General features: G+C 74.2%; 12 protein-coding genes and 1 pseudogene. 4 read left to right on the top strand and 9 right to left on the bottom strand.

What is annotated here, in order from left to right; translation table 11 throughout:
- Positions 1-11 precede the first annotated feature (11 nt).
- On the top strand, positions 12-1,172 hold the full coding sequence (locus ACU6P3_RS23095) for a TOMM precursor leader peptide-binding protein (RefSeq protein ID WP_447193933.1): 1,161 nt from the start codon (positions 12-14) through the stop codon (positions 1,170-1,172).
- Positions 1,173-1,309: 137 nt separating this feature from the next.
- Complete coding sequence (locus ACU6P3_RS23090) at positions 1,310-2,719, top strand: ABC1 kinase family protein (protein WP_447193932.1); 1,410 nt, start codon at positions 1,310-1,312, stop codon at positions 2,717-2,719.
- A gap of 89 nt (positions 2,720-2,808) precedes the next feature.
- Here ACU6P3_RS23090 and ACU6P3_RS23085 read toward each other — a convergent pair whose 3' ends face one another.
- The 4 genes from ACU6P3_RS23085 to ACU6P3_RS23070 all read right to left on the bottom strand — a co-directional run bounded on the left by ACU6P3_RS23085 (position 2,809) and on the right by ACU6P3_RS23070 (position 6,424).
- Positions 2,809-3,135, bottom strand: a complete 327-nt coding sequence (locus ACU6P3_RS23085; protein ID WP_030754911.1) for a putative WhiB-interacting protein — start codon at positions 3,133-3,135, stop codon at positions 2,809-2,811.
- Positions 3,132-3,500: a WhiB family transcriptional regulator gene (locus tag ACU6P3_RS23080; RefSeq protein WP_447193931.1), complete on the bottom strand. Its 369-nt coding sequence runs from the start codon at positions 3,498-3,500 to the stop codon at positions 3,132-3,134. Before ACU6P3_RS23080 ends, ACU6P3_RS23085 begins: the two co-directional genes overlap by 4 nt.
- A gap of 171 nt (positions 3,501-3,671) precedes the next feature.
- On the bottom strand, positions 3,672-4,016 hold the full coding sequence (locus tag ACU6P3_RS23075) for a hypothetical protein (RefSeq protein ID WP_447193930.1): 345 nt from the start codon (positions 4,014-4,016) through the stop codon (positions 3,672-3,674).
- A gap of 185 nt (positions 4,017-4,201) precedes the next feature.
- Positions 4,202-6,424 (bottom strand): ATP-dependent DNA helicase UvrD2, encoded by a 2,223-nt coding sequence (locus tag ACU6P3_RS23070; RefSeq protein ID WP_447193929.1) that lies wholly within the window; start codon positions 6,422-6,424, stop codon positions 4,202-4,204.
- Positions 6,425-6,674: 250 nt separating this feature from the next.
- Here ACU6P3_RS23070 and ACU6P3_RS23065 point away from each other — a divergent pair, with 250 nt between their 5' ends.
- The gene (locus tag ACU6P3_RS23065) at positions 6,675-6,917 is read left to right on the top strand and encodes a mycoredoxin (protein WP_344283424.1); all 243 of its coding nucleotides are present in this window, start codon (positions 6,675-6,677) and stop codon (positions 6,915-6,917) included.
- Positions 6,918-7,069: 152 nt separating this feature from the next.
- On the opposite strand, the gene nudC is transcribed toward ACU6P3_RS23065, so the two are convergent.
- The 5 genes and pseudogenes from nudC to ACU6P3_RS23040 all read right to left on the bottom strand — a co-directional run bounded on the left by nudC (position 7,070) and on the right by ACU6P3_RS23040 (position 17,994).
- Entirely contained in the window at positions 7,070-8,005 is a 936-nt protein-coding gene (gene nudC, locus ACU6P3_RS23060; protein WP_447198026.1) for an NAD(+) diphosphatase, read from the bottom strand.
- A gap of 97 nt (positions 8,006-8,102) precedes the next feature.
- Positions 8,103-9,497, bottom strand: a complete 1,395-nt coding sequence (locus ACU6P3_RS23055; protein WP_447193928.1) for a dipeptidase — start codon at positions 9,495-9,497, stop codon at positions 8,103-8,105.
- A 223-nt stretch (positions 9,498-9,720) separates the two neighbouring features.
- A pseudogene (locus tag ACU6P3_RS23050) lies at positions 9,721-13,548 on the bottom strand (ATP-dependent helicase); the annotation flags it as partial.
- 144 nt (positions 13,549-13,692) lie between these two features.
- A complete protein-coding gene (locus ACU6P3_RS23045; protein ID WP_447193927.1) occupies positions 13,693-17,175 on the bottom strand; it encodes an ATP-dependent helicase in 3,483 nt (1,160 codons plus the stop codon).
- 429 nt (positions 17,176-17,604) lie between these two features.
- A complete protein-coding gene (locus ACU6P3_RS23040; protein WP_447193926.1) occupies positions 17,605-17,994 on the bottom strand; it encodes an MGMT family protein in 390 nt (129 codons plus the stop codon).
- A gap of 185 nt (positions 17,995-18,179) precedes the next feature.
- Here ACU6P3_RS23040 and ACU6P3_RS23035 point away from each other — a divergent pair, with 185 nt between their 5' ends.
- On the top strand, positions 18,180-21,215 hold the full coding sequence (locus tag ACU6P3_RS23035) for a lysylphosphatidylglycerol synthase domain-containing protein (RefSeq protein ID WP_447193925.1): 3,036 nt from the start codon (positions 18,180-18,182) through the stop codon (positions 21,213-21,215).
- Positions 21,216-21,231: the final 16 nt, after the last annotated feature.

Raw genomic sequence — 21,231 nt, 5'->3', positions numbered from 1 at the left:
GGGTGGACGACATGCGTCCGACGGTGAAGCCCGCGCTGCGGCGCGCCTGGCGGGAGCGGCAGACCGTGCAGTTCGGGGTCACGCCCGCGCACGCGGTGACGGTGGGCCCGGTGGACACGGCCACGGGCAGTTTCCTCCAGTTGCTCGACGGGACACGGGGGCTGCCGCTGTTACGGGAGGAGGCCAGGGCCATGGGGCTGCCGGAGTCGGTGGCCGACGAGCTGGTGCGGCGGCTGACGGCGGCCGGGCTGATCGATGATCCGGGCGGCGGCGGCCCGGCGGCCGAAGCGCTGCGGGAGCGGCCGGCGGACCTGGAGCGGCTGCGGCCCGATCTGGCCTCGCTGTCGGTCCTCGGCCGGGAGCCCGGGGCGGGGATGCGGCGGCTCGGGGCCCGGCGGTCGCTGCGGGTCCAGGTCCGGGGCGCGGGCCGGGTGGGGGCGGCGCTGGCCGCGGTGCTCTCCGCGTCGGGGGTCGGCCGGGTCGACGTGCTGGACGGCGGTCACGCCCAGGCGTGGGACGTGTCACCGGGCGGCCTGCCGGAGCGGTCCGTCGGCGAGCGCAGAGACGCGGCGGCCCGTCGGCTGGTGCGGCACAGCGCGCCGGGCCCGGCCCCGAGGACCACGGCGGACCGGGCGCGGCGGGCGGAGCCACCCGGCGAGGGCGAGCCGCCTCTCTCGCTCGTGATCCTCGCGCCCCGGGACGGCTTCGCCGCCTATGTCCCCGATCCCGCGGCCGCGGAGCCCTGGGTCAGCGCGGGCACGCCCCATCTGTACGCCGGAGTGATCGAGGCCACGGGTGTGGTGGGGCCGCTGGTGCTGCCCGGCGGCACGGCCTGCGCGGGATGCCTCGCGGGGACGCGCGCGGACCGCGATCCGGGCTGGCCCCGGATGCTGGCCCAGTGGCGCTCGGGACACGGTCCGGCGACCGTGCCGGCCTGCGATCTGGGGCTGGCCACGACGGTGGCGGGGCTGGCGGCCGCGCACGCCCTGTCGTTCCTGGACGGGGAACTGCCCGCCAGCACGGGCGCACGGTGGGAGGCGTCCCTGCCTCTGCTCGACTGGCGCGCGGAGCGACTCGCGCCGCACCCGGACTGTCCGTGCGGAGCGGCCGGGCGCCCGGGCCGGGAGCGCCTCGGGGCAACGGGGGCGACACAGGACACAATGGCCGGGTAACCGGCATCGACGGAGGATGCCGTCAGGCACACGCGGCACGGCTGTCCAGGTCGGTGCCGCGACCGGCAGGGTTCGCCCCTCAAGGAGCGGCACGACGGGGCGGACCTCGCCGGGAGGGGCACTCTAGGAGGGGCACTATGTCTGATCTTCCCCGGAAGGCGGTCACTCGTACCGCGAAGCTGGCCACGCTGCCACTGGGCTTCGCGGGACGGGCCACCTGGGGCCTCGGGAAGCGGATCGGCGGAAGGTCCGCGGAGATCGTCGCCAGGGAGCTGCAGCAGCGCACGGCCGATCAGCTCTTCAAGGTCCTCGGTGAGCTGAAGGGCGGCGCGATGAAGTTCGGGCAGGCGCTGTCCGTCTTCGAGTCCGCGCTGCCCGAGGAGATCGCCGGCCCCTACCGGGCGGCCCTCACCAAACTCCAGGAGGCCGCCCCTCCGATGCCGGTCCGCACGGTCCATGCCGTGCTGGCGGAGCGGATGGGCGAGGAGTGGCGGGAGCGGTTCCTGGAGTTCGACGACAAGCCGTCGGCCGCGGCGTCGATCGGGCAGGTGCACCGGGCCGTGTGGCACGACGGGCGCGAGGTCGCGGTCAAGGTGCAGTATCCGGGGGCCGGGGAGGCGCTGCTGTCGGACCTGGCCCAGCTCGGCCGGTTCGCACGGCTGCTGGGGCCGCTGATTCCCGGCATGGACATCAAGCCGCTGATCACGGAGTTGCGGGACCGGGTCGCCGAGGAACTGGACTACGGGCTGGAGGCGGAGGCGCAGCGGGCACACGCGGCGGAGTTCGCGGACGACCCCGACGTCGTGGTGCCGGAGGTCGTGTACCAGGGCGAGCAGGTGATCGTGACGGAATGGATGGAAGGGGTGCCGCTGGCGGAGGTGATCTCCGACGGCTCGGCCGAAGAACGGGACCGGGCGGGGCAGTTGCTGGCGAGGTTCCTCTTCTCGGGCCCGGCGCGCACGGGCCTGCTGCACGCCGATCCCCATCCCGGGAACTTCCGGCTGCTGCCCCCTCCGGACGCCGAGGAGGACGGGCCGACGGGGGAGTTCCGCCTCGGTGTGCTGGACTTCGGCACCGTGGACCGGCTGCCGGGCGGACTGCCGGAGACGATAGGCGAGGCGCTGCGGATGTCGCTGGTGGGCGAGGCCGAGGCGGTCTACGACCGGCTGCGCGGGGAGGGCTTCGTCCGGGAGTCCATCGAACTCGACCCGGACGCGGTGCTGGACTACCTGCTGCCGATCATCGAACCGGCGGCGGTGGAGGAGTTCACGTTCACCCGTGGCTGGATGCGCGACCAGGCCGCCCGGATCGCCGATCCCCGGTCGCCCGCCTACCAGTTGGGCAAGCAGCTGAATCTGCCGCCGTCGTACCTGCTGATCCACCGCGTCACGCTGAGCACGATCGGGGTGCTGTGCCAGCTGAACGCGACGGTCCGGCTGCGGGACGAACTGGAGGACTGGCTGCCGGGTTTCGCGGGAGAGCCGGACGACGGGGAGGCCATGGCGGCGGGGGCCGGCCCTGGAACAGGACCGGCCCCCGCGGGGTGAAGCGACGGCCCGTCCGGGCCCCGCCCGTCAGGGCAAGGCCCGAGGGGCGGGCTCTCGGACGGGGTCAGGTCCGACCGGACCTGACCTGATCACTGCATGACCGCCATGGCCAGCGCGCGGCGGGCGCGCAGCGACACGCGCTCGGCCCGGCGCTGCATCCGCCGCGCGGCGACCAGACGTACCGCCCGGCGCTCCGCGTCGGCCTCTCGGATGCGCTGCTCCATATGCGCACGAGCCAGGGCTTCTGGGATGAGTTGCATTTCGCGGGTCCTGTTCTGACGCGAGTCGTTCGCGTCCGTGGTGGTGACTGCTGGGGTGGCGGAGCCGTGGGGCTCGCTCGGGGAAGAGGTCATCGGAGCCTGCTTCTTGGGATCGTGCGTGAAGGGACGGTCGATGGTTCCGGCGATGAGGCTCATGCCGTGACCGGGTTCTTGCGCGGACGGCCGCGCGGCCGCTTGCGGGCCACGACAACCCCCTGGATGAAGAGCTCGCCACCCCAGACGCCCCACGGCTCACGCCGCTCCTTGGCGCCGGCGAGGCATGCCTCGACCAGCGGGCAGGTACGGCAGAGCGACTTCGCGTACTCGACGTCGGCCGGGGACTCGGCGAAGAAGACCTCCGGGTCGTAGGCGCGACAGGGAACCGGGACGCCGAGGTTCTCGATGGCGTCGTCGAGCGCGGTGAGCGCGGTGAGCGGGGTCAAGGGGGAGTCCTCCGTGGAGCCGGGCGGGTCGATCGATTCGGAAGGCGGTACGGACGGGGCGTGCGCTTCGAGTTGCACGGGTGTCGTTCCTCGTCTGTTCGGTCCGGCCTGTTGGCCGGCTGTCGGCTGGTACCGGGCGGTGCTTGTTCCGAGGCTCCTTCGCTCCGTCTCTCCCGTTCGGGACAAACAGAAGGGCCGCGGATCCCGGGTGGGGTTCCGCGGCCCTGAAGGCGCCGGCCTGATCATGGATCAGGCTGGATCACTCCAGGGTTCGAGCCCACGGAAGGCCCACATCGAGTGGTGCTGCGTCTGCTGCTTCGTTTCGGCACCGGTCGCCGCAAAGGCATAGGCCAGGGCCTGTGCCGCCGCTACTCCTGCTTCCAGTGCCTTGGTCGGTCGCTCATTGCCGCGCTCCACGAGGGCGCGCTCCCGGACGGGCAGACCCGACAGGGCGACAGCGGGACGTGCGGCGGCGACGCCGGACAGACCACTGGCGATGAGCTCGCAACCGGAGAAGCCGAGCGTGCATGCGGAGACGACCGAGCGATCGGTCATTTTGACGGTGCTGATGAAGCTGCTGTTGATGCTGATCACTGGAATCGCCTCCTCTCGGCGTCTCGGGGACCGGCCCGAAGGCCAGTCGCGCGTATTCTGGTTGCCGTACCGCTTCGGTCAGTACAGCACGGAAACGAGGCTTTCGAGAAGCCGTCGTTTCCGTCGGTTAAGAACCTATGGGGATGTGCGGGGCGGGCGCAAACTATTTTTCCGACGAGTTCGCATCAGCCGTCCCCGTCCTGCCCCGCCCCCTCCTCACCTGCACAGATGGCCAGAACGTCGGCGCCGAAGCGATCCAGCTTGCGGCGGCCCACGCCGGAGATGCCCGCCAGCTCACCCGCGTCGGCCGGGACCGCCTCGGCGATGGCCATCAGTGTCTTGTCGGTGAACACGCAATAGGCCGGCTGGCTCAGCCGCTCGGCCTGCGTCGCACGCCAGTCCCGCAACCGCTCGTACAGCGCCTCGTCCATGTCGGAGGGACAGTCCTCGCAGCGCATGAGCTTCATCTCGCCGGCGTCGGTGAGCGTCTTGCCGCACACCCGGCAGCGCGCGGGCCCTCGCTGCCTGCGCCGGGCGCCGCCCCCGCGCTCCACCGCACTGCCCAGGCCCGCCGCCACGCCCCGCGCACCCGGAACCGTGGACCCCTGGCGCAGCCCGTTGAGGAAGGGCGTGGGCCGCCGGGAGGCCCTGCCGCCCGGCGCACGCGAGAGCGCCCAGGAGAGGGAGAGATGCACCCGCGCACGGGTGACCCCCACATAGAGGAGGCGGCGCTCCTCCTCGATCTGCTCCTCGGTCCTGGCGTAGGTGATCGGCATCATGCCGTCGGTGAGCCCCACCAGGAACACGGCGTCCCACTCCAGCCCCTTCGCCGCGTGCAGGGAAGCGAGGGTGACGCCCTGGACGGTCGGCGCGTGCTGGGCGGCGGCACGTTCGTCCAACTCGGCCACCAGATCGGCCAGCGTCGCCGTCGGCTTGGCCCGGACGAAGTCCTCGGCGAGACGGACGAGGGCGGCCAGGGACTCCCAGCGGTCCCGCACCGCGCCGGAGCCCGCCGGGGGCTCCGGCGTCCAGCCCTTCGTGGAGAGCACGGCCCGCACCTGGGCGGGCAGCTCCTCCACGTCGTCCAGCAGCGCGTCGTTCCCCCCGAACCGGGCCGCCCCGCGCAGGGCCGCGCCCGCCTCCCGTACCTCCTGCCGCTCGAAGAAGCGCTCGGCACCGCGCAGCTGATACGGCACTCCGGCGTCCGCGAGTGCCTGCTCGTAGACCTCCGACTGGGCGTTGACGCGGTAGAGCACGGCGATCTCGCCGGCCGGCACGCCGGCGGCGATCAGATCCCGGATCCGACGGGCCGTGCCCTCCGCCTCCGCGGGCTCGTCCCCGTACTCCGTACAGACCGGATCGGGACCCGGGTCGCGCTGGGAGACCAGCTCCAGGCGGTGCTCGGCGGCCCGGCCGCGCGCCTGGCCGAGCAGCCCGTTGGCCAGCCGGACCACCTGCGGTGTGGAGCGGTAGTCCCGGACCAGCTTCACCACCGTGGCGTTCGGATGGCGGGTGCGGAAGTTCAGCAGGTGGTCGGGGGTCGCCCCGGTGAAGGAGTAGATCGTCTGGCTGGCGTCGCCGACGACGCACAGGCTCTCCCGCTCCCCCAGCCACAGGTCGAGCAGCCGCTGCTGGAGCGGGCTGACGTCCTGGTACTCGTCCACCACGAAGTGCTGGTACTGGCGCCGTACCTGATCGGCGATGTCGTGCCGGTCCTGGAGGATGCCGACCGTGAGCAGCAGCACGTCCTCGAAGTCGATCACGGAGCGGTCGCGCTTGAGCTGTTCGTATGTCCCGTAGATCTGGGCGGTCTCGGCCGGGTCGCGCGGGGCGTCGCGGTGGGACTTCGCCACCACGGCCGGATAGTCGGCGGGCACCGTCTGCGTGACCTTCGCCCACTCGATCTCGCTGGTGACGTCCCGCAGCTCGTTGCGGTCCAGCCGGACCCGGCAGCGGGCCGCGGCCTCGGCGACCAGCTGCGCCTTGCGGTCCAGCAGCCGGGGCAGGTCACCGCCCACCGCCTTGGGCCAGAAGAACTGGAGCTGGCGCAGCGCCGCCGCGTGGAACGTGCGCGCCTGCACGCCGCCCGCGCCGAGCTGCCGCAGCCGCCCGCGCATCTCCCCCGCCGCGCGGTTGGTGAACGTGACGGCCAGGACACTCGCGGGCTGGAGTATCCCCGCGCGCACCCCGTAGGCGATCCGGTGGGTGATGGCGCGCGTCTTGCCCGTGCCGGCCCCGGCCAGCACACACACCGGGCCGCGCAGCGAGGTGGCCACCTCGCGCTGCTCGGGGTCGAGCCCGTCGAGCACCGCGTCGGCGTCGCGCGGCGGAGCCACGATCTGGCCGCCGCCGGACCGGCCGCCGCCGGAGTCGAGCGGGAACAGTGAGGAGTGCGTTGCTGCTGTCACCCCGCCATGCTGCCAGGTCGCTCGGGACGCGTGCGGTGGTTGTCCACAGGGCAGCCATATCGGTCATATGAGCATCTCGGGAGCCGCCGAGACGCCTGCCCGGGAGCCCGGTCGACATGCGCCCGCCGTCGGGAATGACCGCCGGGTCACGTACGTTCGACAGAGCGCGGGCGGCGTACGCCGTACCTGAAGAACGGGTGCGGCGTCCGACGCACACGGCGAGACCGATACCAGAGGAGCGCATACGACCATGCCGGGCACTGTGACGATGTACAGCACCACATGGTGCGGATACTGCCGTCGGCTCAAGGGCCAGATGGACCGCGAAGGCATCGCGTACACCGAGATCAACATCGAGCAGGACCCGGAGTCGGCGGCCTTCGTCGAGAAGGCGAACGGCGGCAACCAGACCGTGCCGACCGTACTATTTCCGGACGGTACGACGCTGACGAACCCGTCGCTCGCCCAGGTGAAGCAGACGCTCGGCGTGTGACCGACGCCGTCGCGTCGGTACGCCGGGGCGCACCCCGGCGCGACAGCAGGGGGGAAGCCCCTGTCGGCCGCTCGAGTTCCGGCGGCCGGCAGGGGCTTCGTGCTGTGCGGGGCCCGGCGACCGCCGCCCGGGCGGCGGTCAGGGCGCGAGGGTCAGGGCGCGGGCTTCGGGAGGGGTTTGCCGTACCAGAGTTCCACCAGGCGTGCGGCGATCGAGATGCCCGCGGGGGGCAGGATCTCGCCCGACTCGATCGCGGCGCGCAGGTCCTCGCGCGAGAACCAGCGCGCCTCCTCGATCTCCTCGCCGTCCACGGTGATCCGGGACGACGTGGCGCGGGCCATGAACCCCAGCATCAGGCTGGACGGGAACGGCCAGGGCTGACTGGCGATGTACTCGACCTCGCCGACCGTCACGCCCGCCTCCTCGAAGACCTCGCGGACGACCGACTGCTCGATCGACTCACCCGGCTCCACGAAGCCCGCCAGGGTGGAGAACCTGCCCTTGGGCCAGTGGACCTGCCGGCCGAGCAGGGCGCGGTCCTCCTCGTCCGTGACGAGCATGATCACCGCGGGGTCGGTCCGGGGGTAGTGTTCGGCGCCGCAGGCCTGGCAGCGGCGGATGTGACCGGCTGCCGCGATCACCGTGCGCTCACCGCAGCGCGAGCAGAAGCGGTGCAGCCGCTGCCAGTTCTCCAGGGCCACGGCGTGCGCCATCAGGCCCGCGTCGCGCGCCGAGAGCAGCGTCCCGGCCTCGCGCAGGCCGGCCGGCCGCGCCGACTGGTCCATGCGGCCGGGGAGCGAGTCCTTCTGGAGCGCGAAGTAGCGCACGCCTTCCTCGTCCGTGCCGAGGAAGTAGCGGTGGGTCTCGGTGAGGGGTGCCTCGAAGGAGGGCGTCATCACCAGTTCCGTACGGCCGTCGGGGGCGTCGTCGACCAGCACCTGCCCGCCCGACACCACGAAGACCCGGGTGGTGGGGTGGCTCCAGGCCGCCGCCAGCCACGCCTCGTCGAGGCGGTGGTGCGCCGCACGGTCGATCCCGCTGGGGGCCGTGAGGCCGATGGGACGGTGTGCGGTGGCGTCGCTGTCGATGGTGGTCACAGGTACTTCCAACTCCCCCGGGTGCTCGGGATTCGGTTCAGCAAGGTGTTCGGCGGGGCAGTGCCCGGGAGCCCCGGGCAAGGGCTCGTCAGCGGAGCGCGGTGGCAAGGTCGCCCCAGAGGTAGGCGGTGGTCTCCACACCTTTGAGCAGCAGGTCCACGTCGACCTTCTCGTTCGGCGCGTGCCATCCGTCGGACGGTACGGAGATCCCCAGGAAGAGCACCGGCGCCCCGAGCACGTCCTGGAGGTCGGCGGCCGGTCCCGAACCGCCCTCGCGGGTGAAGCCGACCGGCCGCCCGAACGCGCGGCCCATGGAACGGGCGACGGACTGGAGCGCGGGGTGGTCCAGCGGGGTCAGACAGGGGCGGGTGGCCCCGGCGAAGGTGATCTCGTGCCGGATCCCGGCCGGGACGCGGGCCTCGGCCCATTCCCGTACGGACCGCTCGACGCTCTCCGGCCGCTGGCCCGCGACCAGCCGGAACGAGAGCTTCAGCACGGCCGACGAGGGAATGACCGTCTTGCCGCCGGGGCCCTGGTAGCCGCCTCCGATGCCGTTGACCTCGGCGGTGGGCCGGGCCCAGACGCGCTCCAGGGTGCTGTACCCCGCCTCGCCGAGAGTGGCGTGCGACTTCGCGGTCCGCAGCCATTCCGACTCGTCGAACGGCAGCTCGGCGATCAGCGAGCGCTCGGCGGCGGACAGGTCGGCCACGCCGTCGTAGAAGCCGGGGACGGTGACCCGCTCGTCCTCGTCGTGCAGGGCCGCGGCCAGGCGGGCGGCGACGGTGGCCGGGTTGGGCACGGCCCCGCCGAAGGAGCCGGAGTGGATGTCCCGGTCGGGTCCCCGGAGGTCGATCTCGCACTCGACGAGCCCGCGCATGCCGGTGCAGACGGTCGGGGTGTCCTCGGACCACATGCCGGTGTCGGAGACGATCACCGCGTCGGTGGCCAGCCGGTGGGCGTACCGCTCGGTCAGGGCGCGGAAGTGCGGCGAGCCGGACTCCTCCTCGCCCTCCACCAGGAGTTTCAGGTGAACAGCGGGGGTGGTGCGGCCGGTCGCGGCGAGGTGCGCCCGTACCCCCAGGGTGTGGAAGAAAACCTGTCCCTTGTCGTCGGCGGCGCCCCGCGCGTATATCCGGCCGTCGCGCACGACCGGTTCGAAGGGGTCGGTGAGCCAGCCGTCCGCACGGGCGGCCGGCTGCACGTCGTGGTGGCCGTAGACCAGCACCGTCGGGGCGTCCGGATCGGCGGAGGGCCACTCGGCGAAGACGGCGGGGGCGCCGGGTGTGTCCCAGATCTCGGTGACGGGGAAGCCGGTCTCCTTGAGCTTCGCGGCGAGCCAGTCGGCACTGCGCCGCACGTCAGCGTCGTGGTCGGGCTGCGCGGACACGGACGGGATGCGCAGCCACTCCGCGAGGTCGTCGAGGAAGGTCCCGCGGTGGGCCTGGATGTACGTGTGGACGACGCTGTCCGGGGTGTCGCTCATGACATCGAGCCTAACGGGGTCGGCGAGCGGTCTCGTCCGCCGGTCGCGGGGATCCCTCGTCCGTGGGTAGATCACCGCTCTCGGCGCCGTGGTGGGCGTCCCTGCCGGTATGGGCGTCGTCCTGACCGGCCCGGGGACCGTCGGCGGGCTGATCGAGGATGGCCTGGTGACCGAGAGTGGCCTGGTGATCGGCGGTGGCCCGGTGATCGGAAGACGCGCCCGTGAGGATGCTTTCCAGCTCCGCCCGGCCCGGGAGGCGGTCGGGGCGGACGACCTCTCCGGTGCGGACATGGAGGAACACGGCCGTGACCGACGACAGCGGGAGGCCGTGCTGCTCGGCCCAGGCCAGCCGGTAGACGGCCAGCTGGAGGGGGTCGGCGGTGTGCGGGCGACCGGTCTTCCAGTCGACGATCTCGTACGTGTACGTCTCCTCGCCGGTGTCCGGGTCCGTCTCCGCCCGGCGGTAGACCGCGTCCATGCGCCCCCGGACGAGCCGGCCCGCGAGGGTCAGGTGGAACGGCTCCTCGACGCGGTACGGCGTGCGCCGGGCGTACGCCGTCCGTTCGAAGGCGGCCTTGAGCTCCGCCAGGTCACGCTCGTCGGCGATCTCCGGCTCGTCCTCCGCGCCGCCGGGCAGCTCGTCGGGGCCGAGCATGGGCAGCGGCAGCTCCTCGAACCGGGACTCCACCCAGGCGTGGAACCGGGTGCCCCGGCGGGCCGCGGGGTGCGGCGGGCGCGGCATGGGCCGGGCCAGCTCCTGGGCGAAGCCGTCGGGGTCGGCGGCCAGCCGCAGCAGCTGGGAGGCGGTCAGGGACGGCGGCACGAGCACGTCCCGTACGGTCGCGCGGGCGCGCCGCAGCTCGCCGGCGAGGGCGTCGAGGTCCCGGTCCCAGGAAGCGAGCGTGCGCGCCTCCTCGGGGGTGAGTCTCGGGTCCGCGGCGGTCCGGCGTGGGTCCGGAGCGGTCCGGCGTGGGTCCACTGCGGACGGTCCAGGAGCGGCGTCCGGGGCGCCACGGGGGCCGGGGACGCGCGGACCGGCCGCGGCGGTCGGCTCCTCCCCGGGGTGGTGCTCCTCCCCAGGAGGGCGAGGGCCGCCCGGGCCGAGGCCGGGGAGCGGGGCCGCCATGGTCGTACGGGGGTGGGCTGCCGGGCGAGCGGTGTCCCAGGCGTCCCAGTCGGCCAGGTCGGGCGGATGGGCCAGGTCGGACGGGTCGTGCTGGCCGGCATCCGGGTCGGGTTCCGGCTCCGGCTCCGGCTCCAGGTGGGGCTCCGGGTCGGGTTCCGGCTCCGGCTCCAGGTGGGGCTCCGGGACGGGTTCCGGCTCCGGCTCCGGGTCGGGCTCCGGGCCGGCCGCCGCCGCGTCCGCCTCGCCCGTCCGGAACGCCTCCAGGTGTGCCAGGACCGTGTCCGCCGCCGCGCGGCGGCGTTCCAAGGACTCCTCGTCGAGCGGGAGCGGCCAGGGGTGGGGCGCCGTGTCCGCGCCCAGGGACGGGTTCTCGTCCGTCTCGGCCGGCGCGTCCGCCCATGCCTCGATCTCTCCGTACCCGGCCGCGCAGTGGGCGTACAGGGCGTGCAGGAAGTCCGACGGCCCCCGGGGACGCTTCTGGCTGGGGCCCCACCAGTGGCCCGAGCCGAGCAGCAGGGTGCGCGGGCGGGTGAAGGTGACGTAGCCCAGGCGCAGCTCCTCGGTGTGCTGGTGCTCCTTCATGGCGGCCTTGAAGGACTTGAGCCCCTTCGCGTCCCAGGAGGTGATCTCCGGCAGCGTCGGGGCGTCCCCGCGCAGCGCGTGCGGGAGAACCTTCGGCTGGGAGGTCCACGCCTCGCGCGCCCGGCCGCTCGGGAACTGCCCGGCGACCAGGCCCGGGACCGCGACGACGTCCCACTCCAGGCCCTTGGACTTGTGGGCGGTGAGGACCTTCACCGTGTTCTCGCCGCCCGGCAGCGCGTTGTCCAGGCCCTTCTCGTACCGCGCGGCCGTGCGCAGGAAGCCGAGGAAGGCGAGCAGGCCGGCCTCCCCGTCGAGCGCGGCGAAGGAGGCGGCGATGTCGAGGAAGTTGTTCAGCGTCTCCCTGCGCCGGGCGGCCAGCGCGTGCGGGGAGGCGGACAGCTCGACCTCCAGGCCGGTGGTGGCCAGCACGCGGTGCAGCACGTCCATCAGCGGGTCGGCCAGCGACCTGCGCAGGTCGCGCAGCTCGGCCGCGAGGCGGGCGAACCGTACGCGCGCGGCGGCGGAGAACGGCAGTCCGTCCTCCGGGGCGCTCGACGGGTCCAGGAAGGTGTCCAGGGCGTCGGCGAGCGAGACGACCTCGGCCGGGTCGGTTCCCTCGACGGCGGCGGCGAGCCGGGCGGCGAGGTCACCGGCGGCGTCCGGACCCGTCTCGCGGTGGACCAGCAGCCGCGCCCGGCGCCCCAGCAGGGCCAGGTCGCGCGGGCCGATGCGCCAGCGGGGGCCGGTGAGGAGCCGGACGAGGGAGGCGTTGGCCCCCGGGTCCTGGAGCACCTCGCACATGGCGACGAGGTCGGCGACCTCGGGAAGGTGGAGCAGTCCGGACAGGCCGACGACCTCGACCGGCACGTCACGGGCCACCAGCGCGCCCTGGATCTGCGGGAAGTCCCCGGCCGTGCGGCACAGGACGGCGATCTCGCCCGGCTCCTTGCCCGTACGGACCAGGTGGGCGATCGAGTCGGCGAGCCAGTCGATCTCCTCCGCCTGGGTGGTCAGGAGCGCGCAGCGGACCGTGCCGTCGCGCTCGGCGCCGGGTGCGGGGCGCAACGCCTCGACGCCTTCGTGCATGACGCGCAGCGGCTCGGCGAGGCCGTTGGCGAGGTCGAGGAGGCGGCCGCCGCTGCGGCGGTTCTCGCTGAGGGCGAAGCGGGCGGCGGGGGCGCCGTCGGCGTGCGGGAAGTGCTCGGGGAAGTCGTCCAGGTTGGCCACGGAAGCGCCGCGCCAGCCGTAGATCGCCTGGCAGGGGTCGCCGACCGCGGTGACGGCGTGGCCGGTGCCGCCGCCGAAGAGGCCGGAGAGGAGGAGCCGCTGGGCGACGGACGTGTCCTGGTACTCGTCGAGCAGGACGACCCGGAACTGCTCGCGCAGAAGGGCTCCGACCTCCGGCCGGGTGGCGGCCAGCTCGGCGGAGAGGGCGATCTGGTCGCCGAAGTCGAGCAGGTCGCGGGCGCTCTTGGCGGCGCGGTACCGCCCGACGAGGTCGAGCAGCTCGCGGCGCGCGGCGGCGGTCTCGGGGATCTTGCGCAGCTCGGCGTTGCTGAGCGGGGCGCCGTCGAGGGCGCGCAGCAGGTCCGTGTCGTACGCCGCGAGCCCGGCGGGCCGCACGAGGTGCTCGGCCATTTCGGCGTCGAGCGCGAGCAGGTCGCTGACCAGGGAGGGCAGCGTCTTGGTGAGGGCGGGGTACGGCCCCGGGGCGTCCCGCAGGACGCGGGCGGCGAGCTGGAAGCGGGTGGCGTCGGCGAGGAGTCTGGCGGTCGGTTCGAGCCCGATGCGCAGGCCGTGGTCGGTGAGCAGCCGGCCCGCGAAGGCGTGGTACGTGGAGATGCTGGGCTCGCCGGGCGCGTCGCCGTCGGGGTGCGAATGACCGTGCGAAGGACCGTCGGGATGCGGACGGCTGCCGGAGCCTGGCTGACCGTCGGGGTGCGGACGGCCGTCGGAGCGTGCCTGGCCGTCGGGGCTCGGGTGACCGCCGGGGTCGGCGGCACGGCCGGCGGGGGGCATGGCGGCCCGGGCGGTACGGGGAACCGGCGGCGGGACGTCGGGGTCGGTGACCCCGGCCCGTACGAGCGCCGTGCGGACCCGCTCGGCGAGCTCGCCCGCCGCCTTGTTGGTGAACGTGAGCCCGAGGACCTGCTCGGGGGCGACCTGCCCGCTGCCCACCAGCCACACCACCCGGGCGGCCATCACCGTGGTCTTCCCCGACCCGGCCCCGGCCACGATGACCTGCGGGGCGGGCGGCGCGGTGATGCAGGCCGTCTGCTCCGGGGTGAAGGGGATCCCGAGGAGTTCCTTGAGCTGCTCGGGATCGGTGAGATGCGCGGACACCCTGGAGAGGCTATCGGCCGTCACCGACACCGGAGCGGGCGTGTCACCTGTGTCCGGATCGGTCAGGCGCGCCCGGGTCGGCGTCAGGCGCGCCCGGGTCGGCGTCAGGCGGACGTCCTCGCCGGTGGGCACGTACCTTCCGTATCACTCCACCACCTGGCGTCCCTCCGGCTGCGCGCTGCACGACGCGCGGAAGGCGCAGTTCGCGCAGTGGCCGCCCGTCGTCGGGGTGAAGCGTTCGTCCAGGACCCGGCCGGCGGCCGTGGTGAGGAGGCCGGTCACCCACTCGCCCGTCAGGGGTTCCTGGGCCTGGACCTTGGGGAGCGCGTCGCCGCCTTCCTTCTTGGGCGCGGACTGCCGCAGGTGGACGAGTTCCGCGCCGCCGGGCTCGGGGCGGTGACCGTCGAAGACCTCGTCCAGGGCCCCCTCGCGGACGGCGAGCTGGTAGACGGCGAGCTGGGGGTGGTTGGCCACCTCGTCCTTGGTGGGGGCCTGCTTGCCGGTCTTGAAGTCGACGACGTACGCACGGCCCGCCGGGTCGCTCTCGACCCGGTCCATGGAGCCCCGGATCCGTACCTCGTACGGGCCCGCCGCCAACGTGACGTCGAACGCGTGCTCGGTCGCGGCGGGCGAGCGGCTGCCGCGGTCGGTGACGTGCCAGCGCAGGAACCGTTCGAGCGCCGCGCGCGCGTGGTCCTTCTCCTGCCGGGACTTCCACGGGGCGTCGAAGGCGAGCGCGTCCCATACGGAGTCCAGGCGTTCCATGAGGACGTCGAGGTCGGCGGGCGTACGGCCGGAGGCCACCTCGTCGGCCAGGACGTGCACCACGTTGCCGAATCCCTGGGCGGCGGTGGCCGGCGCGTCCGCCTTCACCTCGCGCCCCAGGAACCACTGGAGGGCGCACGTGTTCGCCAACTGGTCCAGGGCGCTGCCGGAGAGCGCCACGGGCCGGTCCTTCTCGCGCAGCGGGACCGCGCTGTGGGTCGGCTCGTACAGCCCCCACCAGCGGTGCGGATGGGCGGCCGGCACCAGCGCCTGGCCGTCCTCGTCGCTGAGCGCGGCCAGCCGGGCGAGGCGGCGGGCCGCGGCGTCGCGCAGCGCCGGGCTCGCCTGCGGGTCGACCGTGGTGGCGCGCAGCTCGGCGACGAGCGCGGCCACGGCGAGCGGACGCCGCGGGCGGCCGGTGATGTCCCTGGGCTCGACGCCGAGTTCGGTGAGGAAGCGGGAGGGCTGGTCCCCGTCGTCGGCGGGCGCCTTGACGGCGGTGACCACCAGGCGCTCCTTGGCGCGCGTCGCGGCGACGTAGAAGAGGCGGCGTTCCTCGGTGAGCAGGGCGCCGGGGGTGAGCGGCTCGGCGAGTCCGTCCCGGCCGATCCGGTCGGCCTCCAGGAGGGACCCGCGGCGGCGCAGGTCGGGCCAGAGACCCTCCTGGACGCCCGCCACGACGACGAGCCGCCATTCGAGCCCCTTGGCGCGGTGCGCGGTCATCAGCCGTACGGCGTCGGGGCGTACGGCGCGGCGGCTGAGGGTGTCGGCGGCGATGTCCTGCGCGTCGAGCTCTTCCAGGAAGTTCAGCGCGCCCCGGCCGCCGGTGCGTTCCTCGGCGCGGGCCGCCGCGTCGAACAGCGCGCAGACGGCGTCCAGGTCGCGGTCGGCGTTACGGCCGGCCGCGCCGCCGCGCAGGGCGGCCTGTTCGAGCCGTTCCGGCCAGCGGGTGCCCCGCCACAGCTCCCAGAGGGCCTGTTCGGCGGTGCCGCCGTGTTCGAGCAGTTCGCGTGCCGTCCGCAGCAGCCCGGCGAGCCGCTGCGCGCCCCGGGCGTACGCCGGGTCGTGCGTCACGAGCCGCTCGGGCTCGGCGATCGCCCGGGCGAGCAGGGTGTCGGAGGCGGCGGGCGCCCGGTTCCCGGCGGCCCGCTCCTCGTCCCGCAGCGCCCGGCCGAGCCGCCGCAGGTCGGCGGTGTCCATGCCGCCGAGGGGGGAGGCGAGGAGTGCCAGGGCGGTTTCGACGTCGAGCCAGGGCGCGGGTCCGGACGCCGGGGCGGGCTCACGGCCGGCGGCCGGACCGGGCTGGGGCCCCGGGGCGGGCTCATGGTCGGCAGCCGGGCCGGGAGCGGGCGCCGGGCCGGGCTCACGGTCGGACACCGGACCGGACTCGGACGCCGGGCCGGGCTCACGGCCGGACAACGGACCGGGTCCCGGGGGCGGGGCGGTCGTGCGGCGCGTCGCCGCCCGCGCCACCGCCCGCAGCGCCGTCAGCAGCGGCGCGACCGCCGGTTCGTACCGCAGCGGGAGGTCGTCGCCGTCCACGTCCAGTGGCACCCCGGCCGAGGTCAGGGCGCGCCGCACCGACGGGATCGAGCGGCCTCCGGCCCGCACCAGGACCGCCATCTCCCTCCAGGGAACGCCGTCCTCCAGGTGCGCGCGGCGCAGGATGTCCGCGATGTTGTCCAGTTCCGTCGACGGCGTCGGGAAGGTGTACGTCTCGACCCGGCCGCCCTCGCACACCGCCGCCAGGTCGCGGTGTTCCCGTACCCGCTCGGCGGGCAGCCTGGGCAGCGGCATCCGCCGGGTGAGCAGCCGGGTCGCCGCCAGCAGCGCGGCGCCGGAGCGGCGCGACGTGGTGAGCACCCGGACCGGTGCGGGGCGGCCGTCGGCCCGTGGGAAGGCGTACGGGAAGTCGAGGATGCCGTTCACGTCGGCCCCCCGGAAGGCGTAGATCGACTGGTCCGGGTCGCCGAACGCGACCACGGTGCGGCCCTGGCCCGCCAGCGCGCGGAGCAGCCGCACCTGCGCGGGGTCGGTGTCCTGGTACTCGTCGACGAAGACGGCGTCGTACCGGTCCGTCAGGCGGGCCGCGACCGTCGGCCGCGAGGCGAGCAGGACCGCCCGGTGGACCAGTTCCGCGTAGTCGAGCACGCCCTGCATGTCGAGGACGTCCAGGTACTCGGCGAGGAAGGACGCGGCGGCCGACCAGTCGGGCCGCCCGGTGCGCCGCGCGAACGCGCCCAGCTCGTCCGGGGCGAGGCCCAGCTCACGGCTGCGGGCCAGCACCGCCCGTACCTCGTCGGCGAAGCCGCGCGTGGTGAGGCACGCGCGCAGCTCGTCCGGCCACCGCACGCGCCCCCGCCCCTCGCGCTGGAGGTCGATCTGGCCGGCGAGGAGGTCGCGTACGGCCACGTCCTGCTCGGGGCCGGACAGCAGCCGCAGGGGTTCGGCGAAGAGATCGGCCTCCTGGTGCGCGCGGACCAGGGCGTAGCAGAACGAGTGGAAGGTCGTCGCCTGCGGTCCGCGCGTGCCGCCGAGCCGGACGGCCATCCGGTCGCGCAGTTCCACCGCCGCCTTGCGGCTGAAGGTGATGACCAGGATCCGCTCGGGGTCGGCGCCCTGGGCGACCCGGTGCGCGACCGACTCGACCAGGGTCGTCGTCTTGCCGGTGCCGGGGCCGGCCAGCACCAGCAACGGCCCGGCGCCGTGGTCAACCACCGCGCGCTGCGTCGCGTCCAGCTCAGGGGGCCCCACCGCGACCGGCGGCGTGCGCACCAGCCGGTACGCGCCCGGGGTCCGCTGCCGTCCCCGGCGGTACGGGGTACGCGCGGTGGAAGACCCGGTGGAAGAGGAGGAACTCACGTGGATCGCCGGTCCTGGAGGCTGGAAGGGTGGTTCTGGGGCAACGCGCGCGGAACGCCGGTGGCCGCCGTCGGCGACGCTACGCGCTCATGGCACCGGCGCGCCGTGGCCGATCACACAGCCATGGGCGGGGAACCGGTTCCGGTCGCCGTTCCAGTCCGCGGCCCGGGGCGCGTCCCGCGCCACTCGCCTCGTCGCCACTCGTCACCGTGGCGAGCGCCCGGCGCACCGCGCGGGTCCGTGCGCGCCGCGGCGCGCGTGTCGGCGGGCGGCCCGCTGCGGGCGCCGCCGGGCGCGGCGCGCGCCTCGTCGCGTGGTCCGGGCCGTACGCCCCCGGGCTGTCCTGGCGTGTTCCGTACGGTGTCGGGTCCGTACCCGCCCCGGCGGGGACACCGGATCTCCCGTCCCGCCTTCCGATGGCCGAAGCTGTCATATGTGAGCCATATCGCCCGCGTCCGTGCCGTCCCACCGCGCCCGCCTCATGTCCAGGCGCGGCAGGTGCCCCTGTGCGGCGCGCGGCGTCTCACGCAGCGGTGTGGCCTCCTCCCGGTAGTGGTCCAGGGCCCGCAGCTCGTGGCCGGGCAGGAGCACACCGTCGGACCGCACCACACGCCACCAGGGCACGGCCCCGCCGTACAGCGCCATGGCCCGGCCCACCTGGCGCGGTCCGCCCTCGCCGAGCCACTCCGCGACATCGCCGTACGTCATCACCCGGCCGGGCGGGATCAGTTCGGCGACGTCCAGAACCCGCTCCGCGTACTCGGGCAGCCGGTGCGGGTCCCCGTCCACCGGCCCCCCGGCCGGTTCGTCGTTCGTCATCCGGTCCATCCTGCCGCACGCCACCGACAGCCGCCCACGGCGCCGACGGCGGGGCGGTCCCGCGCGACGGCCGTCGCCGCGGGCACCCGCGAAGGGATGGATCTCCCCTGCCCCGTTTCCCCGCAACGCACCCTGATGCCCGCCTCTGTCAGCGGCGCATGCCACCATCATCCGGGCGGTGACTGGTGATACGAGACCAAGAAGAGACGGATTCGGCGGAGGAGCGGGCCGTGCGGCCATCGACGGCGGCGGGTACCTCTGGCGCTGAATCGCGCCCGGACACAGGTCCCGGCACACCAGGGGAAACGGCAGGGGAAACGGCAGGAGAGACCGCGCCGCGCGCCGTGCCGGAGGACAGAGCGCACGGGCACGCGCCCGTCGCGCCCGACGATCCGCGGGACGGACACCGGGACGGCCCGCCGGACGACGCACACCACGCCCCACGCGACGCCCCGCGGAACGACCTGTCGAACGACTCTCCGAACGGTCCGCGGGACTCCTCGCGGCACGCCCGGCGCGAGACCCCACGGAGCGGCCCGCCCCACGGCCCCCCTGACGGCCCTCCGCACGGCCCGCCGGACGGCACGCCCCCCGGCACGCCTCCCGGTCCGCCGGACGGCGGCGCCACCCGCGCCGACCGGGTCTCCGGTGACGAACCTCTCCTCGCCGCCCGCGTCCACCGCCCCTCCGACCTCCTGCGCCTGCTCATCGGTGTCCTGGCCATCGCGCTGGTCCTCGGCCTCTCCGCCTTCGCCCACGGCACCACCTCGGGCCTCGAGCAGGACATCAGCAAGGGCACCGAGCAGACCCCCGACCTCATGGTCAAACTGGCCGGCCTGGTCTCCAGCATCGCCGTCCTGCTCGTCCCGGTCGCCTTCGCCATCGAGCGGCTGATCAAGCGCGACGGGCTGCGCATCGCGGACGGGGTGCTCGCCGCCGTACTGGCCCACGGGGTGACGCTCGCGACCGACCTCTGGGTCGCCAGGGCCGCCCCAGGGCCGATCCAGGACGCCCTGACCCGGCCGCAGGCCGGCGGGGGCGGGCTGACCGATCCCGTCCACGGCTACCTCGCGCCCGTCATCGCCTACATGACGGCCGTGGGGATGGCCCGCAGACCCCGCTGGCGCGTGGTGCTGTGGGTGGTGCTGCTGCTCGACGCCTTCGCCATGCTCGTCGCCGGGTACACCACGCCGTTCTCGATCATGCTGACCGTACTGATCGGCTGGACCGTCGCGTACGGCACGCTCTATACGGTCGGCTCGCCCAACGTGCGGCCCACAGGGCAGACGTTGATGGCGGGTCTGCGCCATGTCGGTTTCCGCCCGGTCAGCGCCATGCGCGCCGAGGACACCGGGGGCGACGCCACCGACCAGGGCGACCGGGGCCGGCGCTACCTGGTCACCCTGGAGGACGGGCCGCCGCTCGACGTCACCGTCGTCGACCGCGAGCAGCAGGCGCAGGGCTTCTTCTACCGGGTCTGGCGCCGGCTGACGCTGCGCACCATCACCACCCGCCGCTCCATCCCGTCCCTGCGCCAGGCCCTGGAGCAGGAAGCGCTCCTCGCCTACGCGGCCATCGCCGCCGGCGCCAACGCGCCCAAGCTGATCGCCACCTCCGAGCTGGGGCCCGACGCCGTGATGCTCGTCTACGAGCACCTGGGCGCCCGGTCCCTGGACTCGCTGGCGGACGAGGAGATCACCGACGACCTGGTGCGCAACGCCTGGCGCCAGCTGGGAGCCCTCCAGTCACGGCGGATCGCGCACCGCAGCCTGACGGGTGACGCGCTCGCCGTGGACCGGTCGGGCACCGTGATCCTCACGGAGCTGCGCGGCGGCGAGATCGCGGCGGGCGACCTGGTCCTGCGGATGGACACCGCCCAGTTGCTCACCACGATCGGCCTGCGGGTGGGCGCGGAGCGCTCGGTGGCCGCCGCGGTGGAGGTGCTCGGCCCCGACGCCGTCGCGGACGCCCTGCCGCTGCTCCAGCCGATCGCGCTGAGCCGCACCACCCGGGCGACGCTCCGCCGGCTCGCCAGGGAACGGTCGCAGCGGGAGCGCGAGGCGGTGCTCACCGCGTCCGAGACGAACAAGCGGGCCAAGCTCGCGGAGGCCGCCGCGTCCGACGGCGACCGCAAGGCCGTGCGCAAGTCCCTCCGGGCGGAGAAGCAGGCCGAGAAGCGGGCCATAGACGAGGCCCTGGACGAGGCGCGCGAGGAGGACCTGCTCTCCCAGATGCGCAAGCAGGTGCTGCTGATCAGGCCGCAGGCCCCGGTCGAACCGGTCCGGCTGGAGCGCATCAAGCCCCGTACGCTCGTCAGCTTCATCGCCGGGGCCGTCGCCGCGTACTTCCTGCTCACGCAGATCACCCAGGTCGACTTCGGCACGGTCATCAGCGACGCGTCCTGGGGCTGGGTGGCCGCGGCCGTGGCCTTCTCGGCGCTCAGCTATGTGGCGGCGGCGATGAGCCTGCTGGGCTTCGTACCGGAGCGGGTGTCCTTCGGGCGGACCGTGCTCGCGCAGGTCGCCGGGTCCTTCGTCAAGATCGTCGCCCCGGCGGCGGTCGGCGGGGTGGCGCTGAACACCCGGTTCCTCCAGCGCGCGGGGGTGCGACCGGGGCTCGCGGTGGCGAGCGTGGGCGCGTCTCAGCTGTTCAGCCTCGGGGCGCACATCCTGCTCCTGCTGGCGTTCGGCTACCTCACCGGTACGGAGAAGACGGCGTCCCTCACCCCGTCCCGGACGGTGATCGCCGGGCTGCTGACGGTCGCGGTGCTGGTGCTCGTGGTGACCGCGATCCCCTTCCTGCGGAAGTTCGTGGTGACGCGGCTGCGGTCGCTGTTCGCGGGAGTGGTGCCGCGCATGCTCGACGTGCTCCAGCGGCCGGGGAAGCTGCTCACCGGCATCGGCGGGATGCTGCTGCTGACGGGCGTGTTCGTGATGTGCCTGGACGCCTCGATCCGGGCGTTCGACAACGGCAACCAGCAGCTCAGCTACGCGAGCATCGCGGTCGTCTTCCTCGCCGGCAACGCGCTGGGCTCGGCGGCGCCGACGCCGGGCGGGGTGGGCGCGGTCGAGGGCGCGCTGACGCTGGGTCTGCTCGCGGTGGGCCTGCCGAAGGAGGTGGCGGCGCCCGCGGTGCTGCTGTACCGGCTGCTGACGCTGTGGCTGCCGGTGCTGCCGGGGTGGCTGAGTTTCAATCACCTGACGCGCAAGGGCGCGCTGTAGCGCGGAACGGCACGGC

The sequence above is a fragment of the Streptomyces hebeiensis genome (assembly GCF_052983195.1).
This window is presented reverse-complemented; position numbering and strand designations above follow the sequence as displayed.